Source organism: Bacillus cereus (assembly GCF_015071065.1).
In the GTDB taxonomy this organism is placed as follows: Bacteria; Bacillota; Bacilli; order Bacillales; family Bacillaceae_G; genus Bacillus_A; species Bacillus_A cereus_BA.
On record NZ_VOVA01000007.1, the window covers coordinates 95,835 to 121,739 of the forward strand.

Sequence of the window (25,905 nt, forward strand, 5' to 3'; positions counted from 1 at the left end):
CTCCTACTTCTGCTTTACTCGTTTCGCAAATAACCATGTTAACGTAAATGGAATTACGACTGCGATAATCATCCCGACAATAAACATCGGAATCGATTTCGGAATGATAGAAATAAATGCTGGCAATCCGCCAATTCCAATAGCAGGTGCTAATACACCATTTAAAGTAATGAATATCGCCGCAATAGCAGATCCAATAATCGCTGCATAGAACGGGAATTTATTTCGTAAATTCACACCGAACATCGCTGGCTCTGTAATACCGAAGTACGCTGAGATTGCTGATGTCGATGCCATACTTTTATCATTTTGATTTTTAGAAATAAAGAACATCGCTAGTGCCGCACTACCTTGTGCAATGTTAGAAAGAGCAATCATCGGCCAAATAAATGTACCGCCGTGTTGTGCAATTAATTGTAGATCAATCGCAATAAACATATGATGCATTCCTGTAATTACAAGCGGTGCATATAATGCTCCAAATAATATTGCCCCAAGTACTGGTACCGTTTCATATACTCCTACTAATCCGGCTGTTAATAAATCTCCAATATGACGTGTAACTGGACCGATAATCCCTAATGCTAATACACCTGTTACAACGATTGTTGTAATTGGCACAACTAATAATTGAATTGCATTCGGTACATGCTTCTTTAAGAAGATTTCAACTTTACTTAATACGAATGCTGCTACTAAAATCGGTAAAATTTGACCTTGATATCCAACTTTTTCAATTTGGAATAATCCTAAAATATTGAAGTACTCAATTTTTTGTCCGTCTAATCCTGCTGCTGCTTTCCCGTAATTCCAAGCATTTAATAAATCAGGATGTACGAGCATTAATCCCATAACAATACCTAGTATTGGGCTACCGCCAAAACGCTTCGTTGCTGACCAACCAACAAGTGCCGGTAAGAATACGAACGCTGTATTGGCCATCATATTAATTAAATCCCAAAGCCCGCCTAAGTTCGGATAAACATCTAATAAATTTTTACCATCAAAAAATAAGTCCTTTGCCCCTAATAAATTGTTAATCCCCATTAGTAAACCGGCTGTTACAATCGCCGGTAAAATTGGCATAAATACATCAGAAAATACTTTTACGAACTTTTGAACTGGATTTAATTTTTGATTTCCAGAATCTTTTACGTCAGCTACTGTCGATTCTTCCATACCTGCAAGCGTTATCAATTCAGCGTATACTCGATCGACATCACCTGGACCAATTACAATTTGAAATACCCCAGCGTTATGAAACGCTCCCTTTACTAATGAAACAGACTGCAATTTATCATTATCTATTTTACTTTCATCTTTTAAAGCGATACGGAGCCTCGTTACACAGTGCGCAGCTTGTTCAATATTGTCTTTCCCACCAATATACTGCAACACCTCTTCTGCTGTTTTACGATAGTCTTTCCCCATATTCCCGTCCCTCTTTTCTTTTTTTGATACCGTTTACACTTACATATTAACTCGTATATATAAGTTAGTCAACACTCGTATATATAAGTTGATGATTTTTTTATAAATAAAGAGATGGAACGATTATTTCGCTCCATCTCTTTATTTTCTTCGCGCCACATCCGAAAAGTGAAAAATATCTAAACGGTGACGTGATTCCGTATATTCGAACTGACTCCCATCGTATAAATGAGTAAAGTTTTTTACAACGACAACATAGTCTGTTCCATTTAAATCCAAATACTTTCGGTCATCATCTGTACATGGTTGTACTTCAATTACCCGCTGTGAATAGCTAATATGTAGCCCTAATTCTTTCTCAATATATTTATAAATCGATGCAGTTGCAATTTCTCTCGTTAATCCTGGAATATATTCCGATACAAAATGGTTTATATCTAAAATTACTTTTTCTCCATCAATATTTCGTACACGTTTAATATGATCTATTTCCGTTTTTTCTTTCACGTTTAATAACTTTGCTACATCTTTCGTCGCTTTCATTTTCTCTATTTCCACGACTTCTGTAATACAGTACCGTCCTAAACGTTCATTTTCTTCTTGAAAACTTACAATACCACCAAAGTTAAATTCAATGTTTTTGCGCTTTAATACAAAAACACCTTTTCCATGTATTTTTTGAACATATCCACGCTCTTGCAATAAATCTACAGCTTTTCTTACAGTACCCCGGCTTGCCTCATACTGCTTCATTAATTCCGTTTCTGATGGAATTTTGCATCCTTCTTGCAATTGTTTATTATCAATAGACTTGCTGATTTCTGTATAAATTTGTTCATACTTACTCATCATCTACAATAGCCCCTTGTCACCTTCTAGTTCTATATGTATTATACCACGCTATACTCTTCTGCCAATCTCTCACTTATTTTCCAGTACAAGAAAACTATAGGTAAATATTTAGTCTCTAAAACGTATTTTTATAAATTTTTCTTTTCATTCAAAAACACATGTAGTATACTAACTTCAAAATCAGAGGAGAAAGGGAGCAAAGAACTATGCTTACTTATACAACTGTAGTTACATTTGCACAAAAACATCATCATCATACGTAACCCTTGAAACCTAGCGGAAAAATTACGCGTAGGTACAAGGGTTATTCCCGTTGTACCTACGCTTTGGCAAAGAGCCATGTAGGTATTTTTTATCTACATGGCTCTTTTTTTATTGCCAAAAATGCTAGTAAAAAATGATGTTTAAGCAAAACTTACTACAAAGGAGTCAACAAAAATGGAAACAAAAAAATGGGGATTATGGATTTTAACAGCTTTTGTTATCGGGAATATGGTTGGCGGTGGCGTATTTATGCTCCCAGCAAATTTAGCACACGTATCAGGTCCAATGGGATCTACACTTGCATGGAGTATTACAGGACTTGGTGTATTTATGATTGCACTCGTATTTGGAAATTTAGCAATTCGTAAACCAGAATTAAAAGCAGGACCACAAAGTTACGCCCAAGCGATGTTTACCTCCCAAAAGGCAGGTAAAGTTGCAGGATATAGTATGGTTTGGGGATACTGGGCTGCTAACTGGGCTGCTACAGCATCTGTAATTATTTCCTTTGCTGGATATTTATCAACATTCTTCCCAGTTTTACAAAGTAAGCAAATTCTCTTTTCAACAAACGGATTTTCATTAGAACTTGGAAAAGCTTTGACCTTCATCGTATGTAGTATGATGCTATGGGGCATTCAATATATTCTTTCTCAAAATATTGATAGAGCAGGAAATATGAACCTTCTTGCAACAATCGCAAAAATTATCGGATTTACCATGTTCATTGTTATTACATTATTTATTTTTAATGCCTCTAATTTTGGGGACGGTCAAACATTTATGAATGAAGCTGGACAATCTATTTCATTAGGTGGCCAAATAAATTCAGCTGCTATTGCAACGCTTTGGGCGTTTATCGGCATTGAGTCAGCAGTTATGCTTTCTAACCGTGCAAAATCTCAGCGCGATGTTAAGAAAGCTACGATTTTCGGATTAATTATCGCTCTTCTTATTTACATGGCAATTACTCTACTGACAATGGGTGCTCTTCCACAAGATGCTCTAAAAGAGTCTCAGAAACCATTAGTAGATGCATTAAATGTAGCAATTGGTACTAAGGGTGCTTATATAATGGCACTACTTGCGCTCGTATCTTTATTCGGCTCTACTGTAGGATGGATCGTTGTTAGCTCAGAAGTGCCTTACCAAGCAGCAAAAAATGGACTTTTCCCTAAGATTTTCGGAAAAACGAATAAAAAAGGAAGTCCTTCAAAATCATTATTTATTACAAATGTGATGACACAAATTTTCTTATTTTCGACGATTTCTGGCACTGTTTCGGAAGCATATAATTTCGCTATTGTTGTAGCAACATTAGCATATTTAATCCCGTACCTTGTTTCTACCTTGTACCAATTAAAATTAGTTATTACGGGAGAAACGTATGACATAATGCCTGGATCTCGAGTAAAAGATGGAATCATTACTGCATTAGCATTTTTATATTCCATTTGGGTGATTAAAACGGGGACTGCTGATTTAAAAACGTTCTTCTTAGGAATTGGTTTGTTTGTAGTAGGTCTTATTCTTTATCCAATTTTAATGAAAGATTCACAAAAAAACTAGTAAAAAAAGAGAAGCTTTTAGCTTCTCTTTTCTATTAAAAATCCATAATTAACTTTTCTTTTAGCTCTCCTACCGTTAAAGGTTTTGCATAATAAAACCCCTGTACATAATCACAACCCATTGATTTCAATAAACTTTCTTGTTCTACCGTTTCTACTCCTTCAGCAACTACTGCTAAATTTAAACTATGAGCAATTTCAATAACGGATTTCACAATCGTTCTCTCTGGTTGTGCATGATCATAATGAAACTCCCGAATAAAATTACGATCGATTTTTACAATATCAAGTGGTAGTTGTTTTAAATAATATAATGAAGAATAGCCTGTTCCAAAATCGTCTAGAGCGATTAAAACTCCCATACTTCTTAATTCTTGTAATGTAGCAATAATATAATCAAAATGGCGTACAGCTATACTTTCCGTTATTTCTAATATTAAGCGATTCGGAGGAAATCCAGTTCGCTTTAATATACTGCGAACAGATAAAATAAAACGCTTTTGCATCAATTGCTGTATTGATAAATTAACAGATAATCTGAGCCCTTCTTGATACTCTGGTAATGTTTTAAACAGTCGACATGACTTTTCTAGTACCCAGTCTCCTAGTTTTATAATAAGTCCACACTCTTCAGCTACAGGTATAAATTCACTTGGTGAAATAGGACCTTCTTCTGTCTTACAGCGTACTAAAGCCTCAATACCCGTATATTTCTTCGTTTTCAAATCAATGATAGGTTGTAATGCCACGTCTAATTCTTCATCACGGATTGCCTTTTGCAAAGCAAACTCTATTTTCATTCTACGATTTATTTTTGCACGTAATTCATCTGTAAAGAAGCACGCCGCATTTCTTCCTTGCTCTTTCGCACTATACATGGCTAAATCCGAATTTTTCAATAATGTTTCAACGTCTGTTCCATCTTGCGGATAGGAACAAAGTCCTAGACTGGCTGAAATGTATACTTCATGACCTTCAAGCATAAATGGTGCTTGAAAGCATGACAACACAGATGTCGCTAACTGCCTCATCCCATCTTGTGTATGTTTTTTTGTTAATAGCACAAATTCATCTCCACCAAGCCTAGCCAGAACATCTTTATCTCCTAGTACGTAATGCAACCGTGAAGCAACTTCGCTTAAAAGTAAATCTCCTATCATATGACCTAACGTGTCATTTACTAATTTGAAACGATCCAAATCAAAATAAATTATACCAAATTCTTTTTTGCCTGCAATCATCTCGTTTACAGTCGTTATTAACTGTAATCGGTTCGGTAAACTCGTTAAAGCATCATGATACGCAAGTTCCCTATAACGACTTTCGCTTAATCGTAATCTTTGTTCTGCTTCTTTCCTACTACTTATATCATTTCGAATTGCAATAAATTGATAGGGTTCTCCCTTTTCATTTAAAAATGGAACAATTGTTGTTTTAACCCAATAATACGTACCATCTTTTGCTTGATTTCGAATTTCCCCCGTCCAGACTTTTCCACTCAAAATACGCTTCCATAGGATTTGAAAAAATGCTTTCGGATGATATCCGGAATTTAAAATACGGTGATCTTTCCCTATTAACTCTTCTCTTTTATATTTTGAGATTTTACAAAATTTATCATTCACATATGTAATAAGACCATTTCGGTCTGTAATAGCAACAATTGAAGACTCATCTAATGCTAATTTTAAATCTTGCAATGAAGAGTCATATAATGCATGACCTCTTTGTTCTAGCATGCGCACCTCTCCTTGCTTCCTATCTGACTAAAACACAACTCGTTTCTCTTCATAGAAATAGAGATATTTCATTTTCTAACAATATGCCTTTACATAGATCACAATTTTTTTCTAAATAGGCCGATTAAAATAACATAATATTATTTATAAAAAAAAGCAATATAGTGCTGTTTTAATTATAGTAGAAGCTTCTCATCTCTCTGCTTATCTAAGCTTATTATACAGTATTCTCTTACATTCTTTGAATTTGTAAAGTGACGATTTCATCACTATTAGCCTCCGCTCTCTACTAATGTAGCCTCACACCTAACCTCTTTTATTTCATAAAATGTTAAGATATAAATCTAACTGCCGATACATAATGAAATAGAGATTAATATACAAAATGCAACTATTCACGAATAATAATGTAAAACCAAAATTTGCATTTAACATATTGAATTACAATAACAAAATATTAACATTTTTTCACATTAATTTTGGAAATATTTTATAAATAAATTATTAAACTAAAAAAGAGGATATCCTCTTTTTTAGTTTAATAATATGGATACGGTATTTGCTGATAACCTGGGTATGGTGCTGGATATGGTGCTGGATAAGTTACTGGGTATGGTGCTGGATAATATCCCCCACCACTAGCTGCACCTGTTAGCGCCCCAGCTGTAAGTCCCCCTAATACTCCTCCTGCAAAACTCCCTGGGAAAAATCCTCCGCCCCATAAGCCTCCACCCCAGCCGCCGCCGTGATGGTGATGATGATCATAATGATTGTGTCCACCATGATGATTGTGCCCTCCGTGATGGTTATGTCCACCATGATGATTCCGATAATATCCTCCGTAATTTCCTATATAGTTCATTTTTCTTCCTCTCCTTTTAACATCTAGTTCTATCTCTCTTTAATATGTGGAATAATAAGGGTTCTGTTGATAATCTGCATAGTATGGGTAATCTGAATAATAAGGAGCATCGTATCCACCATAACCAAACGCAGGACTAAGTAAAGCCCCTGCTACAAATCCAGGAAAGAAGCCTCCGCCAAAAAATGGAGAATGTCCAAAACTCCCATGAAACCCGCCATGTCCGAAGCCTCCAACTGGACGACCGTACATTTTATTCATCCCCTTTTCTATATAAAAATGTAATAATATACTGTATGTAGGACAAATGCGGAAAGTATGGGGAAAATGTCTATATTTTGTAAAAAAAACAAAACACTTTATAATAAGAATGTCAGATTACACCTTTTATATAAGAAGTCTATATTTAAGAAAGATTAGAGGAATTTTATAGAAATGAAGAAACCTATCGTTCAATTATTATTAATATTTACAATCGTATCTATCGTTCTTTTCCTATTAAATACATCGGTTATTTCGTTATATACGTTTGTTGGTGCTCTATGGTCCATCACAATCGTAGGAATTTCATTCGTTATTTTTATCGAAAATAGATCACCCCAAAGCACCTTAGCGTGGTTTTTAGTATTAGCACTTCTTCCTGTTGTAGGTGTGCTTTTATACTCTATTTTCGGGCGTAGCCGTTGGAGAAGAAAAAAACATCTTCATCGTTCAGAAGAACAAAGAAAATTATTCCGTGAAATATTAGAAGGAAGACGACTAGAACTGTCTCTTACAGTTCCATTACATGAGCGTTCTATACATTTAACAGAAGTAGTACAAAAATTTGGAGGCGGTCCTGCCGCAGATAGAACGACTACAAAACTTTTAACAAACGGAGATCAAACATTCTCAGAAATTCTGCAAGCTATCGAGCATGCAAAACATCATATACATATTCAATACTATATTTATAAAGCCGATGAGATTGGTACAAAAGTTCGGGATGCTTTAATAAAAAAGGCAAAATCGGGGGTTATTGTACGCTTCCTTTATGATGGACTCGGAAGTAACACGTTAAGAAGACGATTTTTACAGCCTATGAAAGAAGCTGGAATTGAAATTGTGGAATTTGATCCTATTTTTTCAGCTTGGTTACTTGAAACAGTCAATTATCGTAACCATCGTAAAATTGTTATTGTAGATGGAGAAATTGGGTTTACTGGAGGACTCAACGTCGGTGACGAATATCTCGGCCGTTCAAAGAAATTTCCCGTTTGGCGTGATAGTCATTTAAAAATAGAAGGAAAAGCATTATATAAATTACAAGCAATCTTTCTAGAAGATTGGCTCTATGCCTCTAGCGGTTTAAGTAACTACTCTTGGGATCAATTTATGAATGTACAATACTTCCCTGGTAAAGAGGTTTCGAATGCAGAAGGTGCTGTTCAAATTGTAGCAAGTGGACCAAGCTCAGATGATAAAAGTATTCGTAATACGTTACTAGCTGTTATGAGCTCTGCCAAAAAATCTATTTGGATCGCTACACCATACTTTATTCCAGATCAAGAAACTTTAACATTATTACGCTTAAGTGCAATATCTGGCATAGATGTACGTATTTTATATCCAGGTAAAAGTGATAGTATTATTAGTGATCAAGCATCTCAATCCTATTTTACTCCACTTTTAAAAGCTGGTGCTTCCATTTACAGTTATAAAGATGGTTTTATGCATGCGAAAATCGTACTCGTTGATGATAAAATCGCAACAATTGGAACAGCAAATATGGATGTACGTAGCTTTGAATTAAATTATGAAATTATTAGTGTACTTTATGAATCAGAAACCGTTCATGATATTAAACATGATTTTGAAGAAGACTTTAAGCATTCCACTGAAATTAAATGGAACTCGTTCCAAAAAAGAAGTATCAAAAAACGAATATTAGAGTCTTTCATGCGACTCATTTCTCCTTTGCTATAAGCAATCAATATAATATTGATTGCTTTTTCTTTTACATTTCCCCTCTCTCCTTTTCTTTGCATACCATATTAAAACAAGTTATCATAAGATGTATTACTTTATGAAAATAATGTTAGGTGGGAAATACATGTTAGAACAATTTCATATACATGCTGATTTAAAACAACAGCTCTCAGCCATTCACGAAAAGAATAAACAAGAAGCTGGCGAAAATGCACATTTGATTGGAAAGAAAATATATAAAGCATCTGATAATAGCATCATTGAAGATGCCATTACAGCACTTTTACTTGGTAAAAACATTCTATTAAAAGGGCCAACTGGTAGTGGTAAAACAGTACTAGCGGAAACTCTTTCTTCTTTATTCCAAAAACCAATGCATAGCATTAACTGTTCTGTCGACTTAGATGTAGAAGGTATTTTAGGATACAACACATTACAAACAAAAGAGGGTGCATCTGAAGTTACATTCGTTAACGGTCCTCTTATGAAGGCAATGAAGAACGGTCACTTCTTATATATTGATGAAATCAATATGGCAAAACCTGAAACATTACCACTTCTTCATGGTGCGTTAGATTATCGTAAAATGATTACAAATCCATTTACACAAGAAGTTGTATACGGTGATGACGAATATCGCGTAATTGCTGCGATTAACGAAGGTTATGTTGGGACAAGTGAACTAAACGAAGCGTTAAAAAACCGTTTCGTTATTATTGAAGTTCCTTACATTCAAGGTGATACATTAAAAGAGCTATTACTATCTGAATCAAAATTAAATGATGTTGCAACAATTGAAAAGTTCGTTGCATTCGCAAGCGATCTTATGCCTTTAGCTCGTGATGGACGCGTAAGTGAAGAAGCGGCTAGTATTCGTGGCATTATCGATGCATGTGATTTAGGTGTATATATTCCTGTTATGCGTGCAATTGAACGTAGTATTATCGCAAAATTAAACGATGAAACAGAACAAATGACTGTCCGTGAATTAGCAGAAAGTTATTTCTTTGAGGGATAATTCATGAGACAAATTTTTAGTGACAAAAAAATTGATGCGTCGCTGTTTCTACAAATGGAAAACTTAATGTATGCTCTTCTAAAAGAAGACGATGCCTATCTTGAGTATGGCTATAAAGCATACTACGACGAAATTGAAAAAAAGGTTGTCATTAGTCACTTTTGGGATGATCGAAAAGAAGAGGATACAGTAATCGGATTAAAAAGCGAAGTGTTTTTAAAAGCACTTGGTAATAAACATTACTCGGACATGACTTTAATTCGTTCTTATGCGATTGAATTACAAGAATCGCCTCTAAAAAAGTTTTTAACACAATTATTTGTTCTATTAGAAGATTTACGTGTTGAGGAAATCGTCAAAAATTTACGACCTGGCACAAAGCATATTTTTAAACGCCGAAAAGAAATGTATCGCAATTACTTTGGCTCACAAAATGAAATAAATCGTGTTCGTAACTATCACGGTGACCGTCTATTTTGTCTATGCTATCTTTCATTAACCAGTGATAAATATGAAATGTTTAATAATGAATATTTCGAGCAAATTGAAGCAATTTTGCATGAAACATTCCAAGCTCGTAATACGGAAGATATTATGTATATTGTTGAGAAAATTCGCTATCGCTTAGAAGGACTTCTTGAAAGTGATATGCTTAATAATTATTTCGGACATGCCCCGCTTTATTTATCTGTTATTGCAGATGAGAAAGACAGTCGCGCTGAAAAATTAGCAAATGATGATACGCAACTCATAGATGACGATGATAACAAAAACAAAATGGATGAAAGCTTCTCGACATGGCACCGTGAAAATAAAAACAATGAAAACGAGAACTTTTTACGCTTTGAATTAGAAAGCGGAACAAAAACAAATATGATGGGTGATACTGCTCGTGAATCAGAAGATGGTGACCAAGCACTTGGTTCTGTACAAGGTACTTCCCAAAAAAGTACACAATCTAACTTTGATGGTGCTGATACAGAGGAAGCAAGAGCGTCTCATGCTTCTAGCCAAAACGACGGTGCATACGGCAAGTATAATGTGGGAGCTTCTCATACATTTAAAGAAGCTCGCAAATCAAATCCTGATGAGAAAAAAGATTACCAAGCTATCAAATCAGTCGTTAATAAAGATGTAAAGGAATTAAAGAAAATTATCGAAAAAACAATTGAAAATAAAACGAATGCAAACAGTGATAAATATTACGGAAGACTTCGTAAGAAATTCCTTCGTATTTATACTGAAAAGCAGCCGCGTATGTTTTATAAAAAAGGACAAGAATCTCAAGAATTAGACGTTGCATTCCAACTATTAGTGGACTGCTCTGGTTCTATGTATAACAAAATGGAAGAAACGAAGAAGAGTGTGGTTCTATTCCATGAAGCTTTAAAATCTTTAAAAATCCCGCACGCTATTAGCGGATTTTGGGAAGATGCTTCTAGTGCTAAACCTGAAGATAAACCGAATGTTATCCATGAAGTTGTTACGTATAAAAACTCAACGTTACCAAACGTCGGTCCAGAAATTATGCAACTTCGCGAAGAAGAAGATAACCGCGACGGGTATATTATTCGTATCGTTTCCGAAAAGCTTGCGAAAAGACCAGAAAAACATAAATTCTTACTTGTCTTTACAGACGGTGAACCTTCTGCACTAGACTATCAACAAGACGGAATTTTAGATACGCACGAAGCAGTCAAACTTGCTCGTAAAAGTGGTATGGAAGTAATCGGCATCTTTATCGAAGAAGGCGAAGCGAAAGAAGCGACTTATCAACTAATGAAAAACATTTATAACCATCACTTCTTAGTTGCAAATCACGCTGAAGATTTACGCCTGAAGATTAAACCATTGTTGAAGAAACTATTACTGAAGACGATTGAATAAAAAACAGGGGCCTTGTGGCTCCTGTTTTTTCGTTCACTCATTTTGTTTCTGGTTGAAACTTGTATGGAATGGCTACTTCTAACAATGATTCGAATCCTCGGTCATAGAATGGGAATCGCTCATTCGCGATTTTCCTATCTACCCACTCGGTCGCGGAAATTTCTCCTTCATCTTCTGCACCAAGTTCACCTGTTACTACATTTGCTCGGAATGTAAAAAATAGCGCATGATTCCCTGATTCTTCAAAGAATTTTTCATTGATCGCAACAAGTCCTCCCGGCTCAGCTGTTAATCCTGTCTCTTCTTTCACTTCTCTTACTAGTGCTTCCTCTAATATTTCACCTTTTTCAACAGCCCCGCCCGGTAGTGACCAAACGTTTTGTTCTACATTATGTACCATTAATATTTTATCTTTTTCGCTATCGTATATTAGTGCATAGACAACATCAACTCTTTGCATGTTGCTTTTCTCCTTCAATTAACTCATCCATTGTAAATAAAGAATGTAATTGTAATCCATCTTGTAATAAGTTTTCTCTGCCTTCTTTTGTACGTTCAATTACACCTAAAACATGATTGACTTTCGCACCTAATTCTCTCAAATCTTTCGTACTTAATAATATTTGACCGCCTGTCGTGATAACATCTTCAACAACACAAACATTTTTCCCAGTAATATCAACGCCTTCTGCTAACTTACACGTACCGTACTTCTTCGCTTCTTTTCTTACAAATACAACTGGAATCCCTGTTTGTAAAGATAATGCTGTTGCTACTGGAACACCTCCCATTTCTAAACCTGCTAACACTTCTGTTTCAGGAGGAATGAGCTCTTTCAGTTGTTTGACAATTCCTAATAATAGTACTGGATTCGATTCGAATAAGTACTTATCAAAGTATTGATTTGATACTTGTCCTGAGCGAAGCTTAAATGTTCCCGTTAAACGCGACGTATTGTAAATTTCCTTTGCTAACTCCCATTTCTTCATTGTATCTCTCCCCTTTATCCCGCATTAACGGGCAGTAAAACTCCCACCTCAAAATTCAGCGGGAGCAAAGAAGTTAGGTGGGAGATCAACTGCCCGTAAACGCCCGATTGGTTCAACTAATAATCAGTGGGGAATGAACAAAACCCCCACTGATTAAAGTTTCACTTTATGCACAAATTAACTCATTTTATCACATTTGTAATTATTCGTATATTCTTTAAAGTCAAAATAAAAGAGCCAATTCCTAAGAATCGGCTCTTCCTATTAATTCATTACTAACTCAGCTGCAAGCTTTTTTTTTAACTTAGCAAGCATGTCAGTTGTCATTTTGTCTAAATCGTATTCTGCTTTAAAGCCCCACTCTTTCATTGCTGCTGTTGCATCAATAGAGTTTGGCCAGCTATCAGCGATTGTTTGACGAGCTGGATCTACAGCGTAATCCATCGTAAACGCCGGGATGTGTTTACGAATTGATGCTGCAATTTGCTCTGGCTCAAAGCTCATTGCTGTAATGTTAAACGCATTTCTATGCACGAGTTTACTTGGATCAGCTTCCATTAATGAGATGATCGCTTGTAAAGCATCAGGCATATACATCATATCCATGTATGTTCCTTCTGCAATGTATGAGGTGTATGCGCCTTTTTTAATCGCCTCATAATAAATTTCAACTGCATAGTCAGTTGTTCCGCCTCCTGGAGGAGCTACGTAAGAAATTAAGCCTGGGAAACGTACACCGCGCGTATCAACGCCAAACTTTTGATGATAATAATCACATAGTAATTCTCCTGCTACTTTGTTTACCCCATACATCGTAGTAGGACGTTGAATTGTATCTTGCGGTGTATTATCTTTTGGTGTTGATGGACCAAATGCACCGATAGAACTTGGCGTGAAAAACTTACAGTTTAATTCACGTGCTGCTTCTAATGCATTTACAAGTCCGCCCATATTTAAATTCCAAGCAAATAACGGATTTTTTTCTGCAGTTGCTGAAAGTAAAGCTGCTAAATGAATAATTGTATCCACTTCATTACGCTTCGCAATATCATGTAGTTTTTGTCCATCCGTTACATCTAATGTTTCAAATGGACCAGACTTTACTACTTCACTATCTGTTTCACGAATATCTGTTGCAATAACGTTTGATGCACCGTATACATCACGAAGTTTCATTACAAGTTCAGAACCAATTTGCCCTAACGAACCGGTTACTAGAATTTTTTTCATTTTCCCCACTCCTCATTTGCAAGCTTTTCAAAAGATGTCGTTAATTAAATGATACCCATTTCTTTCCCTACTTTTTCATACTTACGAATTGCTTCATCTAACATTTCTTTCGTATGAGCTGCTGTAGGCATATTACGAACGCGACCCATTCCTTTTGCTACAGTTGGGAACACGATAGATTTTGCGTATACGCCTTCTTCATTTAGACGTTTACTAAATTCTTGTGTTAATACTTCATCACCAATAATACAAGGTGTAATTGGCGTTTCACTTTCTCCAATGTTAAAGCCAAGTTCTTTTAACCCTTGTTTTAAATAGCGACCATTGTCCCATAAACGATCGTGTAACTCTGTGCTTTCCATTAAAATTTCAATTGATCTCATACAAGCAGCTGCATCAGCTGGTGTTAAAGCTGTTGAGAATAAGAATGGACGTGAACGCACTTTTAACCAATCGATTAAGTTTTGTTTCCCAGCTACATATCCACCAATTACCCCAATTGCTTTTGATAATGTACCAATTTGGAAATCAACTTTATCTGAAAGGCCGAAATGTTTTACAGTACCTGCACCTTTGCCAAGTACACCTGAACCGTGTGCATCATCTACATATGTCATTAAATCCAGCTCTTCTGCAATTTCAACAATCTCTGGTAATTTTGCAATATCTCCATCCATTGAGAAAACACCGTCTGTAATAACCATTAATTTATTATAAAGACCTGATTCTTTTGCCTCGATTGCTTTTTTACGTAAATCTTCCATATCAGAATGCTTATAAACGATGATTTTCGCTCTTGATAGACGACTACCATCAATAATAGATGCGTGGTTTAATTCATCTGAAAGAATCGCATCATTTTTATCCATAACAGCTGAAATCGCTGCCATATTACAGTTAAATCCTGATTGATAAGCAATTGCTGCTTCTGTATGTTTAAACTTTGCAATTGTTTCTTCTAATTTAATATGCAAATCTAAAGTACCGTTAATTGTACGAACAGCTCCTGCTCCAACGCCGTACTTGTGAATTGCACCAATTGCCGCTTCTTGTAAGCGATTATCAGTCGCTAATCCAAGATAGTTGTTTGAAGATAAGTTAATATATTCTTTTCCGCCAATTGTAATAATCGGTCCATTTGGACTTTCAAGCGGATCAATTACGTTATAAAGCCCCTTTGATTTTAAATCCTCTAAATTTTCTTCCAAAAAGTTTGCAAGTGTTTTACTAGACATAGTGAAGCCTCCCATCGTTCATGTAAGCGAATTATTGTCTTAATAGTTCTAATAATCCCTCTACTAGCTTAACACGTTTTCAGAATTTATTATAGAAAAATAGTTTAAAGAAATCGCTTACAATTCTAGATTATATACGATTCATTACAAGAAATCTATTATTTACTTTTCATATTTGATAGAATAAAAAAAATATTTAGGGGGCTTTAAGAATGGCATTTACTGAATCTGATGTATATAATAACGAATCGTTTTTAGAACAATATATGAAGCGAAGATATCGAGAAAATAGCCCAAACGAAGTACTTGAAAAACCAGCATTCTTTCAGCTCATTGGTAATGTGCAAGGAAAGCAAATTCTCGATTTAGGCTGTGGTGATGCTAAATTTGGCGAGGAATTATTAGAAAATGGATGCCACTCTTACACTGGCATTGAAGGCTCCGAGCTCATGTATGAAAAAGCTAGTAAGCACCTAGAAAATAAAAATGGATCTGTTCATTTTCTAAACCTCAAAGACTATACCTATCCTCCTTCTACTTTTGATTTAGTTACATCTAGACTCGCCTTACATTATATTGAACATCTTGATATCATTTTTCAAAATGTGTTTCAAACTTTAAAAACAAACGGAACCTTTACCTTTAGCGTTCAACATCCCGTTATTACCTCTTCGTTTGAAAGCTTACAAACAAGTGGTAAAAGAACTAGTTGGTTCGTCGATGATTATTTCAAAACGGGAAAACGAGTTGAGCCGTGGATTGATCAAGAAGTTATTAAATATCATCGGACAACGGAAGAATATTTTACATTATTACAACAAGCCGGATTTACCATTACAAACTTAAAAGAAGCTTCACCAAATCGAAACTGTTTTCAGAGTGAAGAAGAATATGAACGTCGCTTACGTATTCCCCTCTTTCTACTATTTTCTTGCAAAAAATAAAAAAAACGATGAATTACTCATCGTTTTTTTTCGTTATCTCATCGCCTGAACAGCTTCTTTACGTATACGTCTTCCTCTTCCATGTGGAATACAAAGCGGTGTTCCAAATAACGGATCAGCGCTTATTTGACACTCCATACGGAATACATCACGAACTAACTTCTGATCAACAACTTCTTCTGGTTTACCTTGCGCATATATTTGTTTATCTTGAATAGCTACAATGTTGTCTGCATAACGACATGCCAAATTCAAATCGTGCAATACCATAACAATCGTTCTTTTCTCTGTTTCATTTAATTCGAATAATAAATCTAACACTTCAATTTGGTGAGTCATATCTAAATATGTAGTTGGCTCATCCAGTAAAATAATATCGGTATCTTGTGCAAGAGTCATTGCAATCCAAGCACGTTGACGTTGTCCACCTGAAAGAGCATGAACATCACGCTCAGCAAATTCTGTCATACCCGTTGCCGCAAGCGCTTTTTGTACCATTTCCTCATCTTTTTCTGACCATTGCTTCAGCCATGTTTGATATGGATAACGACCTTGCTTAACAAGTTGCAATACTGTAAGTCCTTCCGGTGCTTGTGGCCCTTGCGGTAAAATCGCCATTTGACGAGCAATTTGCTTCGTTTGCATACTTTGAATCGCTTGATTATCTAACAAAATGTCACCGGTTGTTGGCTTTAATAATCTAGCTAGTGAACGTAATAAAGTTGATTTCCCACAACCGTTAGAACCGATGAAGATTGTAATTTCCCCTTTTGGAATTTCTAAATTCAGCTCATCAATAATAATTGTTTCACCATAAGAAAGCGTCAGGCGTTTCGTCTCCAATGCTTTTTGCATATTCATCTCCCTTTATGAATTCCGACTTTTATAAAATAAGGTGCATCAATTGTTGATGTAAATACCCCTGCTGGAATTTGGAGTAGAGTAAAGAATGTATACGGCAAGTACCCAATCTACATCCACAATTAACGCCTTAGCAGACGCACCTTGTGAATAATAATCTGTTCATTAAAATAAAAAAATACATCTAAAGCTTATTTTCAATTCATATTAATATACACGAAAATAACACTTACAAAATACAAATAAAAACTGCAATGATTCAAAAAATAAACCAATCCATTTTGCTTCATTTTTTATAATATGTAGCACTTTTCTTTCAATATAACGATACGTTTTTAGTGTATTTCAACTTAATTCTCATTGTCAATGATAATGATAATGAGAATTACTTTCAATTGTTCCTATTATAAATTAACCTTTAAGGCTTTACTATCACACTCTCAATTGAACAAATATCCTCAACGTGGAGGGCATGACATAATACAGGAAAAACTTTAATCAGTTAGGCGTTTATGGACAGCCCGACTCCCACAAATAGCGGGATAAAGCTCATGCAAAAGGAATCGTTTACAGTATTTGTATTTCCCCCTTCTTCTAAGTGCCTATGGAAGGTGAAATAGCAATGAAAGAACGACAAAAGAAGGTATTAAAAAGTTGATGATTTTTATTGGAATACAGCTAGACGACATTGAAAAACGCTTTGTTAAATAATTTCATTCTAACCAGCTCCCTCTTTTATGGAGCTGGTTTTTTCATTTCACTGAAGTGTCACATTATTTCATTTTGTATTTTTATTCCCGATATGTTATATTATAAAAGTAAATATAGTTTATTTTCTCTATATCAGAATAAATATTCTAATCAAAATTTTCTGATTTATCACTATTTTACTTTCTTTTAGAATTCAATTACTACATTTGAAAACGCTTATTATCTTGTTTTCAGGGAAAAATACAATAATGGTTGAAGAAAAATAGATTTTTCCAGAAATTTTCTTGCTATTTCCATATAATTCTATTGACTTCTAAATATTTTGTGAATTAAAATAATTACATAAATATCCGTTATACAGGATTAGGGGGAAACAAAAATGGATACAGCTTTAAAATTAGACAAAGCTGGAGAACAACAATCACCAAAAAAACATCCACCAGGATTATATTTGTTGTTCTTAACAGAAATGTGGGAAAGATTTAGTTATTATGGAATGCGTGGCCTTTTAGTTCTTTATTTAACAACTGCTGCCGTTAGTGGCGGGTTAGGATTTGATAAGGCAGTCGCAGTGCAATTATATGGTACTTTTACAGCGGCAGTATATTTCATGCCAATTATAGGCGGATGGCTAACTGATCATTATATTACAAGACGTCATGCCATTACTCTCGGCGGAATTATTATGGCAATCGGTAACTTTGTACTCTTCTCAATGAATACAAAAACAGGGCTATTCCTTGGATTAATACTATTAGTTATTGGTAATGGATTCTTCAAACCAAATATTTCTACACTGTTAGGTGAATTGTATGGCGAAAATGATTCACGTCGTGACAGTGCATTTACTATCTTCTATATGGGTATTAACGTAGGTGCTTTCTTCGCTCCACTTATTTGTGGATTTTTAGCAGAAGATTTCTTTAAAACAAGCGCTGATGGTGTTATTGTTATGGGATATAAATACGGATTCTTAGCAGCTTGTATCGGTATGATTATTGGACAAATTGTTTTCAACTTATTAGCTCCTCGCTACCTTGGTAAAGCAGGAACGACAGTTGTCGGTAAAAAATCAAAAAATCAACCTGCAATCGAAAAGAAACCTTTAACAAAACAAGAGAAAAATCGCACTTGGGCAATTGTAATTTTAACTTGTTTCGTAGTATTCTTCTGGGCAGGATTTGAACAAGCTGGTAGTTCTCTAACACTTTATACAAATAAATTTGTTGATCGTACAATTTTCGGTTGGGAAGTTCCAACATCTTGGTTCCAATCAGTTAACCCAGCATTTATCGTACTACTTGCACCATTCGTATCTATGTTATGGTTAAAACTTTCTAAAACAAAACGCGGTGATTTAAAAGTGCCAACAAAAATGGCATTTGGTATGATTTTATTAGGTATAGGCTATCTTGTTTTAACATTAGCAGTTCTAAAAACTGGAAGTAATGAAGCTGATATAACTGTAAAAGCAAACTTATTATTCATCGTTATCACTTATCTCTTCCATACAATTGGTGAGTTATTCTTATCACCAATCGGTCTATCAATGGTAAGTGCAATTGCTCCTGTAAAATTAGCATCATTATTAATGGGTGTATGGTTAGCTGGTACGGGTATGGCTAACTGGTTAGCAGGTAAACTCGCTTCCTTTACACAATCATTAGGCTATCTTGAAGTATTTGTAAGTATCGGTATTATCGTTATCGTCTTAGGAATTGTACTTCTTCTCTGCTCTAAAAAAGTTGCAAGTATGATGGAATAACACAAAAAGACGCTTCTACAATTAGAAGCGTCTTTTCTATTACATCTCTTCTAAAGCCACCACATCCACGTGAACGCTCTCTCCTGGGTTGGATACGTCATACACTTGAGCACTCCCCTTCTGCTCATCACAGCTCTCAATCCATACGGGGACTCCCTCATATGTAACATCAATTCTACTTGAAGAAGATAATATCTGTTTCACACGTTTTACATCCATTATAGTATTCCTCCTTTGGCTTACAACACTCCTTTCTATCTTTTCATATCCCTTCAGAATATATTCCGTCAATTTAGCACTTCAACCGATAGTTTGTTTCTTCCTCACGCGCTAATATCTTCCTATTATTACATCCTTTCCAAATAAAAAAAGACGTATATTTTACACGTCTTTTTTCCATAATATTCAAAAATTAAGAAAATAATGTTTTTACTACTTCACTTACTTTATCGTTATGAATTTGATAATACACTTCTAACCCGCGTCTCTCAAAGCGTACTACTTTATTTTGCTTTAATTTCGTTAAATGCTGTGAAACAGTTGATTGCGGAATTTCTAATACCTCTTGTAATTGTGTTACATTACATGTTCCACGCTGCATTAGTTCCATTACTAAACGTAGACGTAGCGGATGCGCTAATGCTCTTAACATCTGTACGTCTTCTTCTGAAATACGACAGTCAAATTGGTTTTGGTTCATAAAATTCCCCTCATTTTCATTTTTTATTTTCTTTTTATTTATTTATATATCTGTTCTTATATTTCCTGTTACGACATAACTTTATCAACCTATAAAGCCGAAAATTTTTTCCATCTTTATCAGCAAAGAATTCAGGAAAAATTCCTTGCTGATTTTGAATATTATACTATATAATATAGCGAAAAAGCAAAATAAAGGGCTACGAATACTTTGCTTGCAAACGTTGTTTTATCAGGCTTTTTGTTATATTTTCACCTCATTGAAACGTACAGTAATGGTATTGTAAAATACCATCTATAATTGATAACCTATCGTAACGTAGTTGAACCATATTTAACCTCTTTGTTACACTAAAAGGAATTTTCAGTAAAAAGAGAAGATATAGTATTAAGAAATTGCTTCTTATTTTTTATTCGTATTACAATCGGCTGGAATGTTATTCAAAACTTCCTATTAAATAAATACACTTGTCCTCCCCACTGGATCAAACAGGACAGATAGGTACTACGTATCAAACTTTATACTCGATACAACAGATGGCATCTAATATATGCCTGTCGGGACAATGACATATGAACAAGTAAAGGAATATGCAAATAATTTATACAGCGCACTCAAATTTGTTTGAGTGCGCTTTTTGTCTACTTTATGAACAAAGCTTTTCTTTTAACACTATTATGGAATAATTATACTTTTTTACGTTGACAATAGTGTTGAAGGAGAATATACTAAGCATGTAAGTTGATTGTGAATAGTTTCACAAATAATGTGAATTTCTTCACATACAAATAGATAGGAGTTGTCATTATTATGAGTACTTGGACACAAATTTATGACCCATTAAACAACATTTGGTTATCTGCACTAATCGCTGCACTCCCAATTTTTTGCTTCATTATTTGTTTAGTGGGATTCAAAATGAAAGGTTATATCGCTGGTCTCTATAGTGTAATTGTCGCTATTGTTCTTGCAATATTTGTTTATAAAATGCCAGCAACTATGGCCGTAGCATCTGCGGGATTTGGTGTTTTATCTGGATTTTATCCAATTTGTACTATTGTTATCGCAGCTATTTTCCTTTACAAATTAACTGTTAAAACAGAACAATTCAATGTCATTCGTGATAGTATTTCAAGCATTACAAATGATCAACGTTTACAAGTATTATTAATTGCTTATTCTTTCGGTGCTTTCTTAGAAGGCGCAGCTGGTTTCGGTGTTCCAGTTGCTATTACAGCAGCATTACTTGTAGGTATGGGCTTTAATCCATTAAAGGCAGCCGGTATTTGCTTAGTAGCTAATATCGCTGGTGGTGCTATGGGTGCTATGGGTATTCCAGTTACAGTACCTGCACAATTAACTCAGCTTGATGCATTAACTGTCGGTCGTCAAACTGTTTACATTTTACCATTCATTAGCATTGTTTTACCTTTCTTACTTGTTTCAATGGTAGATGGAATTAAAGGTATTAAAGAAACTTGGCAAGGTATTCTTGTAAGTGGTGTTTCTTTCGCAATTACTCAATTCCTTGTAACTTATTTCTTAGGTGCAGAACTTACTAATATTTTCGCAGCCGTTGTAAGTATGGTCTCTCTTGCATTATTCTTACGTGTGTGGCAACCAAAATCTTCTGCTAAAGAAGAAAAACAAGAAGAAAAAGAATCTCATACATTCAATCAAATTTTATATGCTTGGTCTCCATTCGTATTCTTAACTGCATTTGTAACAATCTTTAATTTAAAACCAATTAAAGCTTTATTTGCTCCGGATGGTCCATTGGCAAACTTAGTATTTAACATTCAATTCCCTGGTCTTCATAATGCGGTTATGAAAACTGCACCAATTACAAAGGCTGATACACCTTTCGCAGCTATTTTCAAACTAGATGTATTCTCTTCTACAACTACTGCGATTGTATTAGCAATTATCGTTTCACTTATCGTCTACCGCGTAAACGGCAAAATGATTAAAGAATTAATGATCGAAACAATAAAAGAATTAAAAGTTCCAGTATATACAATTTGTAGCGTTATCGCTTTAGCTTACGTAGAGAACTACTCTGGTATGTCATCTACACTTGGACTTGCATTCTCTTCTACAGGAAATGCATTCCCAGTTCTTTCTCCAATTTTAGGATGGATTGGCGTATTCATTACAGGTTCAGTCGTATCAAGTGGTTCATTATTCGCACCACTTCAAGCAGTAACTGCCGATCAGTTAAACCTCGTTCCATCTACTCTCGTTTCATTAAACGTAGTTGGTGGTACAATCGCAAAAATGGTTTCACCACAATCTGTAGCAGTTGCTTGTGCAGCAGTTGGACTAGTTGGTCAAGAATCTGCCTTATTTAAAACAGTGATGAAATATAGTTTAATCTTCTTAGCTATTATTAGCTTACTTCAACTTAACTCTGTATTTAATATCTTTTAAAATAAAACACCGATTCCTATATAAGGGGGATCGGTGTTTTATTTTATACTTTTTTATTTTTTAATAAAGATGCACCAGCAATTTCAGGATGCGTCATTTCGTATGGATCCAAAATAATATCAAGCTCTTCTGCTGTAAGTACACCATGTTCTAAACATAGCTCCCTAACAGATTTTCCTGTCGCAATTGCTTCACGTGCAATGCGAGAAGCTGCTTCATAACCAATATGAGGATTCACCGCTGTAATAACTCCAACACTTTTCTCAACATATTGCTTCAGCAATTCTTCATTCGCTGTAATCCCTTTAATACAATATTCACGGAATACACGGAATCCGTTATTCATAATACTGATAGATTGAATTAAATTAAATACAAGCACAGGCTCCATTACGTTTAACTCTAATTGTCCTGCTTCTGATGCTAAGCAAATTGTATGATCGTTTCCGATTACTTGGAAAGCGACTTGGTTAATTACTTCTGCCATAACTGGATTTACTTTACCTGGCATAATAGATGAACCTGGTTGACGAGCTGGTAATTGAATTTCAGCTAATCCAACACGTGGACCAGATGCCATAATGCGAAGATCGTTTGCAATTTTAGACATATTCATCATACATACTTTTAGTGCTGCAGATACTTCTGTATATGCATCTGTGTTTTGCGTCGCATCAACTAAGTGCTCTGCACCAACAAGAGGGAAACCACTAAAAGTTCGTAAATGCTTCACAACTTGTTCTATATAAGTAGGGTTTGCATTTAATCCCGTACCGACAGCTGTCGCACCCATATTAACTTCGTATAAATGTTGACGAGACTGTTTAATTCTTTTTATATCACGCTCTAGCACTCTGCTATATGCTTCAAATTCTTGTCCAAGGCGAATTGGAACTGCATCTTGCAAATGTGTACGCCCCATTTTAATAACGTGATCAAACTCTTTTGCTTTATCATGAAAAGCAGAGTGAAGTTCTTCCATTGTAACAAGAAGTTCTTCTAGCATCATAAGAGTTGCAATATGAATTCCAGTTGGAAACGCATCATTTGTTGATTGGGCCATGTTCACATGAGTGTTTGGGCTAATTTTCGCATATTCACCTTTTTCATATCCCATACGTTCTAACGCTCTATTAGCAATTACTTCATTAGTATTCATATTAATTGAAGTACCTGCCCCGCCCTGAATTGGGTCTACAATAAATTGATCATGGAACTTTCCATCCATAATCTCTTGTGCAGCTTCTGCAATTTCTTGTCCGATATCTTTAGCTAAGTAACCTGTATCTATATTCGCAAGCGCTGCCGCTTTCTTTACAATTGCCATTGCCGTAATGAGTGACGGATGAATGCGGTATCCTGTAATAGGAAAGTTTTCTACGGCACGTAATGTTTGTACACCATAATAAGCTACACTCGGTACTTCCTTTTCACCTAAAAAATCTTTTTCTATACGTATATCCTTCGTTGCTATCATTTTTCATCACCTATACTTTTCATTCTAAATCCTTATCTAAAGAATTCGCCCTATAAAATACGAGTATCATTAAAAGAATTCTTCAGTATCCACCTTCACTATATAGCACCTTTTTTGAAAGCGCAAACATTTATTTTTCTATATATACTTTTTATTAAAGTTTATATAATAGAAAATTCATTCTTCTACTTTCTTTATTTCAACTCGCTTAATTTGATGCATATCCTTTTCAAGAACTTTAAAAGAAAAGCCGTGTTTCTCAATAATATCCTCTTCAGCAACGATTTGCTTTTGTACCATAATCCAACCACCAATTGTATCAACATCATCGGCGACCAAATGTATGCCAAATAAATCATTTACTTCGCTAATAAGCACTTTCCCCTCTACAATTTTACACACTTCACTTATATGTTCTATAGGTGGATGCTCATCTTCATCGTATTCATCTCGGATTTCTCCAACAATTTCTTCTAAAATATCTTCCAATGTAACAATCCCTGCTGTGCCACCATATTCATCATATAATACAGCTAATGGAATGCGCCTTCTTTGCATTTGCAATAGTAAATCATGGATTGCGATATTTTCTAACACTTCAATAACTGGACGTGTATATGGTGTAATCGAACACTCTTCATCTCGATTACCATCCACATAACGAATAAATAAGTCCTTTACATTAACCATCCCAATAATTTCATCTTTATCTTCACCAAATACTGGATATCTCGTATATTTTTCTTGTGCGATTACTTTAATATGTGTCTCAAACGGCTCATCTTCATATAAACCAACAACTTCAGTACGAGGTACCATGATTTCCTTTGCTACCCTGTTATCAAATTCAAAGATGTTATTTACATATTTAAATTCAGTTTGATTAATCTCGCCACTCTCATAACTCTCAGACAAGATTAATCTTAGTTCCTCCTCAGAATGCGCAACTTCATGTTCAGAAGCCGGATGTAAACCAAATAAGCCTGTCACAAATCGTGCAGAGCCATTTAAAGCCCAAATAAATGGATACATAACTCGGTAAAAATAAATAATGGGCTTTGATAATAATAAGCTAACTTGCTCTGCTTTTTGGATTGCAAAAGTCTTTGGAGCAAGTTCACCAATTACAACATGTAAAAACGTAATAACTGCAAATGCAATAATAAATGAAACTGTACTTGCAATTGCAGGAGATAAATCCAATTTTAAAAACAGCGGTTCGAGTAAATGTTTAATCGTCGGTTCTCCTAACCACCCGAGCCCTAAAGCAGTAATCGTAATTCCTAACTGACATGCCGATAAATACTCATCTAAATTTGAAGTTACTTTTTTAGCTGCCAATGCGCCTCGTCTTTTTTCACTAACGAGTTGATCGATACGACTGCTACGCACCTTTATAATTGCAAACTCTACAGCTACAAAGAAACCTGTTAGCGCAATAAGAACAGCTACCATCAATAATTTTAAAATATCCACATATGTCCTTTAGCTTTTCTTAGCTAAAGTTACACCTCCTTTAAATAAAGAAGTTTCACTTTAGTTTCTTCATTTATTTGAAAGCAACCCTATATAAAATTCACCAATTTTAAACCTCATACAATTCTAATGGCAAACCATCAGGATCTTGAAAAAAGACGAATTTTTTCCCCGTTATTTCATCAATACGTATCGACTCAGTTTCAACACCACATTGATGTAAATGTTTCACAACTTCTTCTATATCAGTAACCGCAAAAGCTAAATGTCTAAGTCCAGCAGCCTCTGGAAAACTTTGACGCTTCGGCGGACTTGGAAATGAAAATAATTCAATTTGATACTCTCCTCCTACACATAAATCTAACTTATAAGAATTTCGTTCCTTTCTATATACTTCATTTATCGCTTTGAAACCTAATATTCGTGTATAAAAATCCTTTGACACTTCATAATTTGAACAAATAATTGCAACGTGATGTACTCTACATATATTCATGA

The 25,905-nt window shown here is 35.0% G+C and carries 22 protein-coding genes; 7 read left to right on the forward strand and 15 right to left on the reverse strand.

The window, feature by feature from the left end:
- Positions 1-3 precede the first annotated feature (3 nt).
- Complete coding sequence (treP, locus tag FT637_RS18420) at positions 4-1,431, reverse strand: PTS system trehalose-specific EIIBC component (RefSeq protein ID WP_193647535.1); 1,428 nt, start codon at positions 1,429-1,431, stop codon at positions 4-6.
- A gap of 141 nt (positions 1,432-1,572) precedes the next feature.
- Complete coding sequence (treR, locus tag FT637_RS18425) at positions 1,573-2,283, reverse strand: trehalose operon repressor (RefSeq protein ID WP_105586122.1); 711 nt, start codon at positions 2,281-2,283, stop codon at positions 1,573-1,575.
- Between the two features lie 438 nt (positions 2,284-2,721).
- Between treR and FT637_RS18430 the strand changes: the two genes are divergently transcribed.
- Positions 2,722-4,116, forward strand: a complete 1,395-nt coding sequence (locus FT637_RS18430; RefSeq protein WP_193647536.1) for an amino acid permease — start codon at positions 2,722-2,724, stop codon at positions 4,114-4,116.
- A 34-nt stretch (positions 4,117-4,150) separates the two neighbouring features.
- Here FT637_RS18430 and FT637_RS18435 read toward each other — a convergent pair whose 3' ends face one another.
- The 3 genes from FT637_RS18435 to FT637_RS18445 form a co-directional block, all read right to left on the reverse strand.
- Positions 4,151-5,854, reverse strand: coding sequence for a putative bifunctional diguanylate cyclase/phosphodiesterase (locus tag FT637_RS18435; RefSeq protein WP_193647537.1), 1,704 nt, complete (start codon positions 5,852-5,854; stop codon positions 4,151-4,153).
- Positions 5,855-6,392: 538 nt separating this feature from the next.
- Entirely contained in the window at positions 6,393-6,716 is a 324-nt protein-coding gene (locus tag FT637_RS18440; protein ID WP_193647538.1) for a hypothetical protein, read from the reverse strand.
- Between the two features lie 39 nt (positions 6,717-6,755).
- The gene (locus FT637_RS18445; RefSeq protein WP_193647539.1) at positions 6,756-6,968 is read right to left on the reverse strand and encodes a hypothetical protein; all 213 of its coding nucleotides are present in this window, start codon (positions 6,966-6,968) and stop codon (positions 6,756-6,758) included.
- Between the two features lie 183 nt (positions 6,969-7,151).
- On the opposite strand from FT637_RS18445, the gene FT637_RS18450 reads away from it, so the two are divergent.
- The 3 genes from FT637_RS18450 (at position 7,152) to FT637_RS18460 (ending at position 11,589) form a co-directional block, all read left to right on the forward strand.
- Entirely contained in the window at positions 7,152-8,681 is a 1,530-nt protein-coding gene (locus FT637_RS18450) for a cardiolipin synthase (protein WP_193647540.1), read from the forward strand.
- 127 nt (positions 8,682-8,808) lie between these two features.
- Positions 8,809-9,702: an ATP-binding protein gene (locus FT637_RS18455; RefSeq protein WP_193647541.1), complete on the forward strand. Its 894-nt coding sequence runs from the start codon at positions 8,809-8,811 to the stop codon at positions 9,700-9,702.
- Positions 9,703-9,705: 3 nt separating this feature from the next.
- A complete protein-coding gene (locus FT637_RS18460) occupies positions 9,706-11,589 on the forward strand; it encodes a vWA domain-containing protein (RefSeq protein WP_193647542.1) in 1,884 nt (627 codons plus the stop codon).
- A gap of 37 nt (positions 11,590-11,626) precedes the next feature.
- On the opposite strand, the gene FT637_RS18465 is transcribed toward FT637_RS18460, so the two are convergent.
- From FT637_RS18465 to FT637_RS18480, 4 genes are all read right to left on the reverse strand, one after another.
- A complete protein-coding gene (locus tag FT637_RS18465; protein WP_193647543.1) occupies positions 11,627-12,049 on the reverse strand; it encodes an NUDIX hydrolase in 423 nt (140 codons plus the stop codon).
- Positions 12,036-12,578, reverse strand: a complete 543-nt coding sequence (pyrE, locus tag FT637_RS18470) for an orotate phosphoribosyltransferase (RefSeq protein WP_193647544.1) — start codon at positions 12,576-12,578, stop codon at positions 12,036-12,038. The genes FT637_RS18465 and pyrE overlap by 14 nt, the downstream gene beginning before the upstream one ends.
- 264 nt (positions 12,579-12,842) lie before the next feature.
- Positions 12,843-13,808, reverse strand: coding sequence for an L-threonine 3-dehydrogenase (locus FT637_RS18475; protein WP_193647545.1), 966 nt, complete (start codon positions 13,806-13,808; stop codon positions 12,843-12,845).
- A gap of 44 nt (positions 13,809-13,852) precedes the next feature.
- The gene (locus FT637_RS18480) at positions 13,853-15,043 is read right to left on the reverse strand and encodes a glycine C-acetyltransferase (RefSeq protein ID WP_193647546.1); all 1,191 of its coding nucleotides are present in this window, start codon (positions 15,041-15,043) and stop codon (positions 13,853-13,855) included.
- A 212-nt stretch (positions 15,044-15,255) separates the two neighbouring features.
- Between FT637_RS18480 and FT637_RS18485 the strand changes: the two genes are divergently transcribed.
- Complete coding sequence (locus FT637_RS18485) at positions 15,256-15,987, forward strand: class I SAM-dependent methyltransferase (protein ID WP_193647547.1); 732 nt, start codon at positions 15,256-15,258, stop codon at positions 15,985-15,987.
- 33 nt (positions 15,988-16,020) lie between these two features.
- Here FT637_RS18485 and FT637_RS18490 read toward each other — a convergent pair whose 3' ends face one another.
- A complete protein-coding gene (locus FT637_RS18490; protein ID WP_193647548.1) occupies positions 16,021-16,842 on the reverse strand; it encodes an ABC transporter ATP-binding protein in 822 nt (273 codons plus the stop codon).
- A 1,096-nt stretch (positions 16,843-17,938) separates the two neighbouring features.
- On the opposite strand from FT637_RS18490, the gene FT637_RS18495 reads away from it, so the two are divergent.
- Positions 17,939-19,324 carry a peptide MFS transporter gene (locus FT637_RS18495; protein WP_193647549.1) on the forward strand — a complete coding sequence of 462 codons (1,386 nt, stop codon included), beginning with the start codon at positions 17,939-17,941 and terminating at the stop codon, positions 19,322-19,324.
- A gap of 39 nt (positions 19,325-19,363) precedes the next feature.
- On the opposite strand, the gene FT637_RS18500 is transcribed toward FT637_RS18495, so the two are convergent.
- Both FT637_RS18500 and FT637_RS18505 read right to left on the reverse strand, forming a co-directional pair.
- A complete protein-coding gene (locus FT637_RS18500) occupies positions 19,364-19,543 on the reverse strand; it encodes an acid-soluble spore protein H (protein WP_193647550.1) in 180 nt (59 codons plus the stop codon).
- A gap of 193 nt (positions 19,544-19,736) precedes the next feature.
- Positions 19,737-20,024, reverse strand: a complete 288-nt coding sequence (locus FT637_RS18505) for an ArsR/SmtB family transcription factor (RefSeq protein ID WP_001075217.1) — start codon at positions 20,022-20,024, stop codon at positions 19,737-19,739.
- Between the two features lie 810 nt (positions 20,025-20,834).
- On the opposite strand from FT637_RS18505, the gene FT637_RS18510 reads away from it, so the two are divergent.
- Positions 20,835-22,454: an L-lactate permease gene (locus FT637_RS18510; RefSeq protein WP_193647551.1), complete on the forward strand. Its 1,620-nt coding sequence runs from the start codon at positions 20,835-20,837 to the stop codon at positions 22,452-22,454.
- Positions 22,455-22,497: 43 nt separating this feature from the next.
- On the opposite strand, the gene aspA is transcribed toward FT637_RS18510, so the two are convergent.
- From aspA to FT637_RS18525, 3 genes are all read right to left on the reverse strand, one after another.
- Complete coding sequence (gene aspA, locus FT637_RS18515; protein WP_193647552.1) at positions 22,498-23,931, reverse strand: aspartate ammonia-lyase; 1,434 nt, start codon at positions 23,929-23,931, stop codon at positions 22,498-22,500.
- A 177-nt stretch (positions 23,932-24,108) separates the two neighbouring features.
- On the reverse strand, positions 24,109-25,407 hold the full coding sequence (locus FT637_RS18520; RefSeq protein ID WP_193647553.1) for a hemolysin family protein: 1,299 nt from the start codon (positions 25,405-25,407) through the stop codon (positions 24,109-24,111).
- Between the two features lie 109 nt (positions 25,408-25,516).
- The gene (locus FT637_RS18525) at positions 25,517-25,903 is read right to left on the reverse strand and encodes a VOC family protein (RefSeq protein WP_193647554.1); all 387 of its coding nucleotides are present in this window, start codon (positions 25,901-25,903) and stop codon (positions 25,517-25,519) included.
- Between the last annotated feature and the right edge of the window lie 2 nt (positions 25,904-25,905).

Excerpts from the sequence above, each read along its gene's own strand:
- treP (WP_193647535.1), bottom strand. The coding sequence starts at position 1,431 with ATGGGGAAAGACTATCGTAAAACAGCAGAAGAGGTGTTGCAGTATATT.
- treR (WP_105586122.1), bottom strand. The coding sequence starts at position 2,283 with ATGATGAGTAAGTATGAACAAATTTATACAGAAATCAGCAAGTCTATT.
- FT637_RS18430 (WP_193647536.1), top strand. The coding sequence starts at position 2,722 with ATGGAAACAAAAAAATGGGGATTATGGATTTTAACAGCTTTTGTTATC.
- FT637_RS18435 (WP_193647537.1), bottom strand. The coding sequence starts at position 5,854 with ATGCTAGAACAAAGAGGTCATGCATTATATGACTCTTCATTGCAAGAT.
- FT637_RS18440 (WP_193647538.1), bottom strand. The coding sequence starts at position 6,716 with ATGAACTATATAGGAAATTACGGAGGATATTATCGGAATCATCATGGT.
- FT637_RS18445 (WP_193647539.1), bottom strand. The coding sequence starts at position 6,968 with ATGTACGGTCGTCCAGTTGGAGGCTTCGGACATGGCGGGTTTCATGGG.
- FT637_RS18450 (WP_193647540.1), top strand. The coding sequence starts at position 7,152 with ATGAAGAAACCTATCGTTCAATTATTATTAATATTTACAATCGTATCT.
- FT637_RS18455 (WP_193647541.1), top strand. The coding sequence starts at position 8,809 with ATGTTAGAACAATTTCATATACATGCTGATTTAAAACAACAGCTCTCA.
- FT637_RS18460 (WP_193647542.1), top strand. The coding sequence starts at position 9,706 with ATGAGACAAATTTTTAGTGACAAAAAAATTGATGCGTCGCTGTTTCTA.
- FT637_RS18465 (WP_193647543.1), bottom strand. The coding sequence starts at position 12,049 with ATGCAAAGAGTTGATGTTGTCTATGCACTAATATACGATAGCGAAAAA.
- pyrE (WP_193647544.1), bottom strand. The coding sequence starts at position 12,578 with ATGAAGAAATGGGAGTTAGCAAAGGAAATTTACAATACGTCGCGTTTA.
- FT637_RS18475 (WP_193647545.1), bottom strand. The coding sequence starts at position 13,808 with ATGAAAAAAATTCTAGTAACCGGTTCGTTAGGGCAAATTGGTTCTGAA.
- FT637_RS18480 (WP_193647546.1), bottom strand. The coding sequence starts at position 15,043 with ATGTCTAGTAAAACACTTGCAAACTTTTTGGAAGAAAATTTAGAGGAT.
- FT637_RS18485 (WP_193647547.1), top strand. The coding sequence starts at position 15,256 with ATGGCATTTACTGAATCTGATGTATATAATAACGAATCGTTTTTAGAA.
- FT637_RS18490 (WP_193647548.1), bottom strand. The coding sequence starts at position 16,842 with ATGCAAAAAGCATTGGAGACGAAACGCCTGACGCTTTCTTATGGTGAA.
- FT637_RS18495 (WP_193647549.1), top strand. The coding sequence starts at position 17,939 with ATGGATACAGCTTTAAAATTAGACAAAGCTGGAGAACAACAATCACCA.
- FT637_RS18500 (WP_193647550.1), bottom strand. The coding sequence starts at position 19,543 with ATGGATGTAAAACGTGTGAAACAGATATTATCTTCTTCAAGTAGAATT.
- FT637_RS18505 (WP_001075217.1), bottom strand. The coding sequence starts at position 20,024 with ATGAACCAAAACCAATTTGACTGTCGTATTTCAGAAGAAGACGTACAG.
- FT637_RS18510 (WP_193647551.1), top strand. The coding sequence starts at position 20,835 with ATGAGTACTTGGACACAAATTTATGACCCATTAAACAACATTTGGTTA.
- aspA (WP_193647552.1), bottom strand. The coding sequence starts at position 23,931 with ATGATAGCAACGAAGGATATACGTATAGAAAAAGATTTTTTAGGTGAA.
- FT637_RS18525 (WP_193647554.1), bottom strand. The coding sequence starts at position 25,903 with ATGAATATATGTAGAGTACATCACGTTGCAATTATTTGTTCAAATTAT.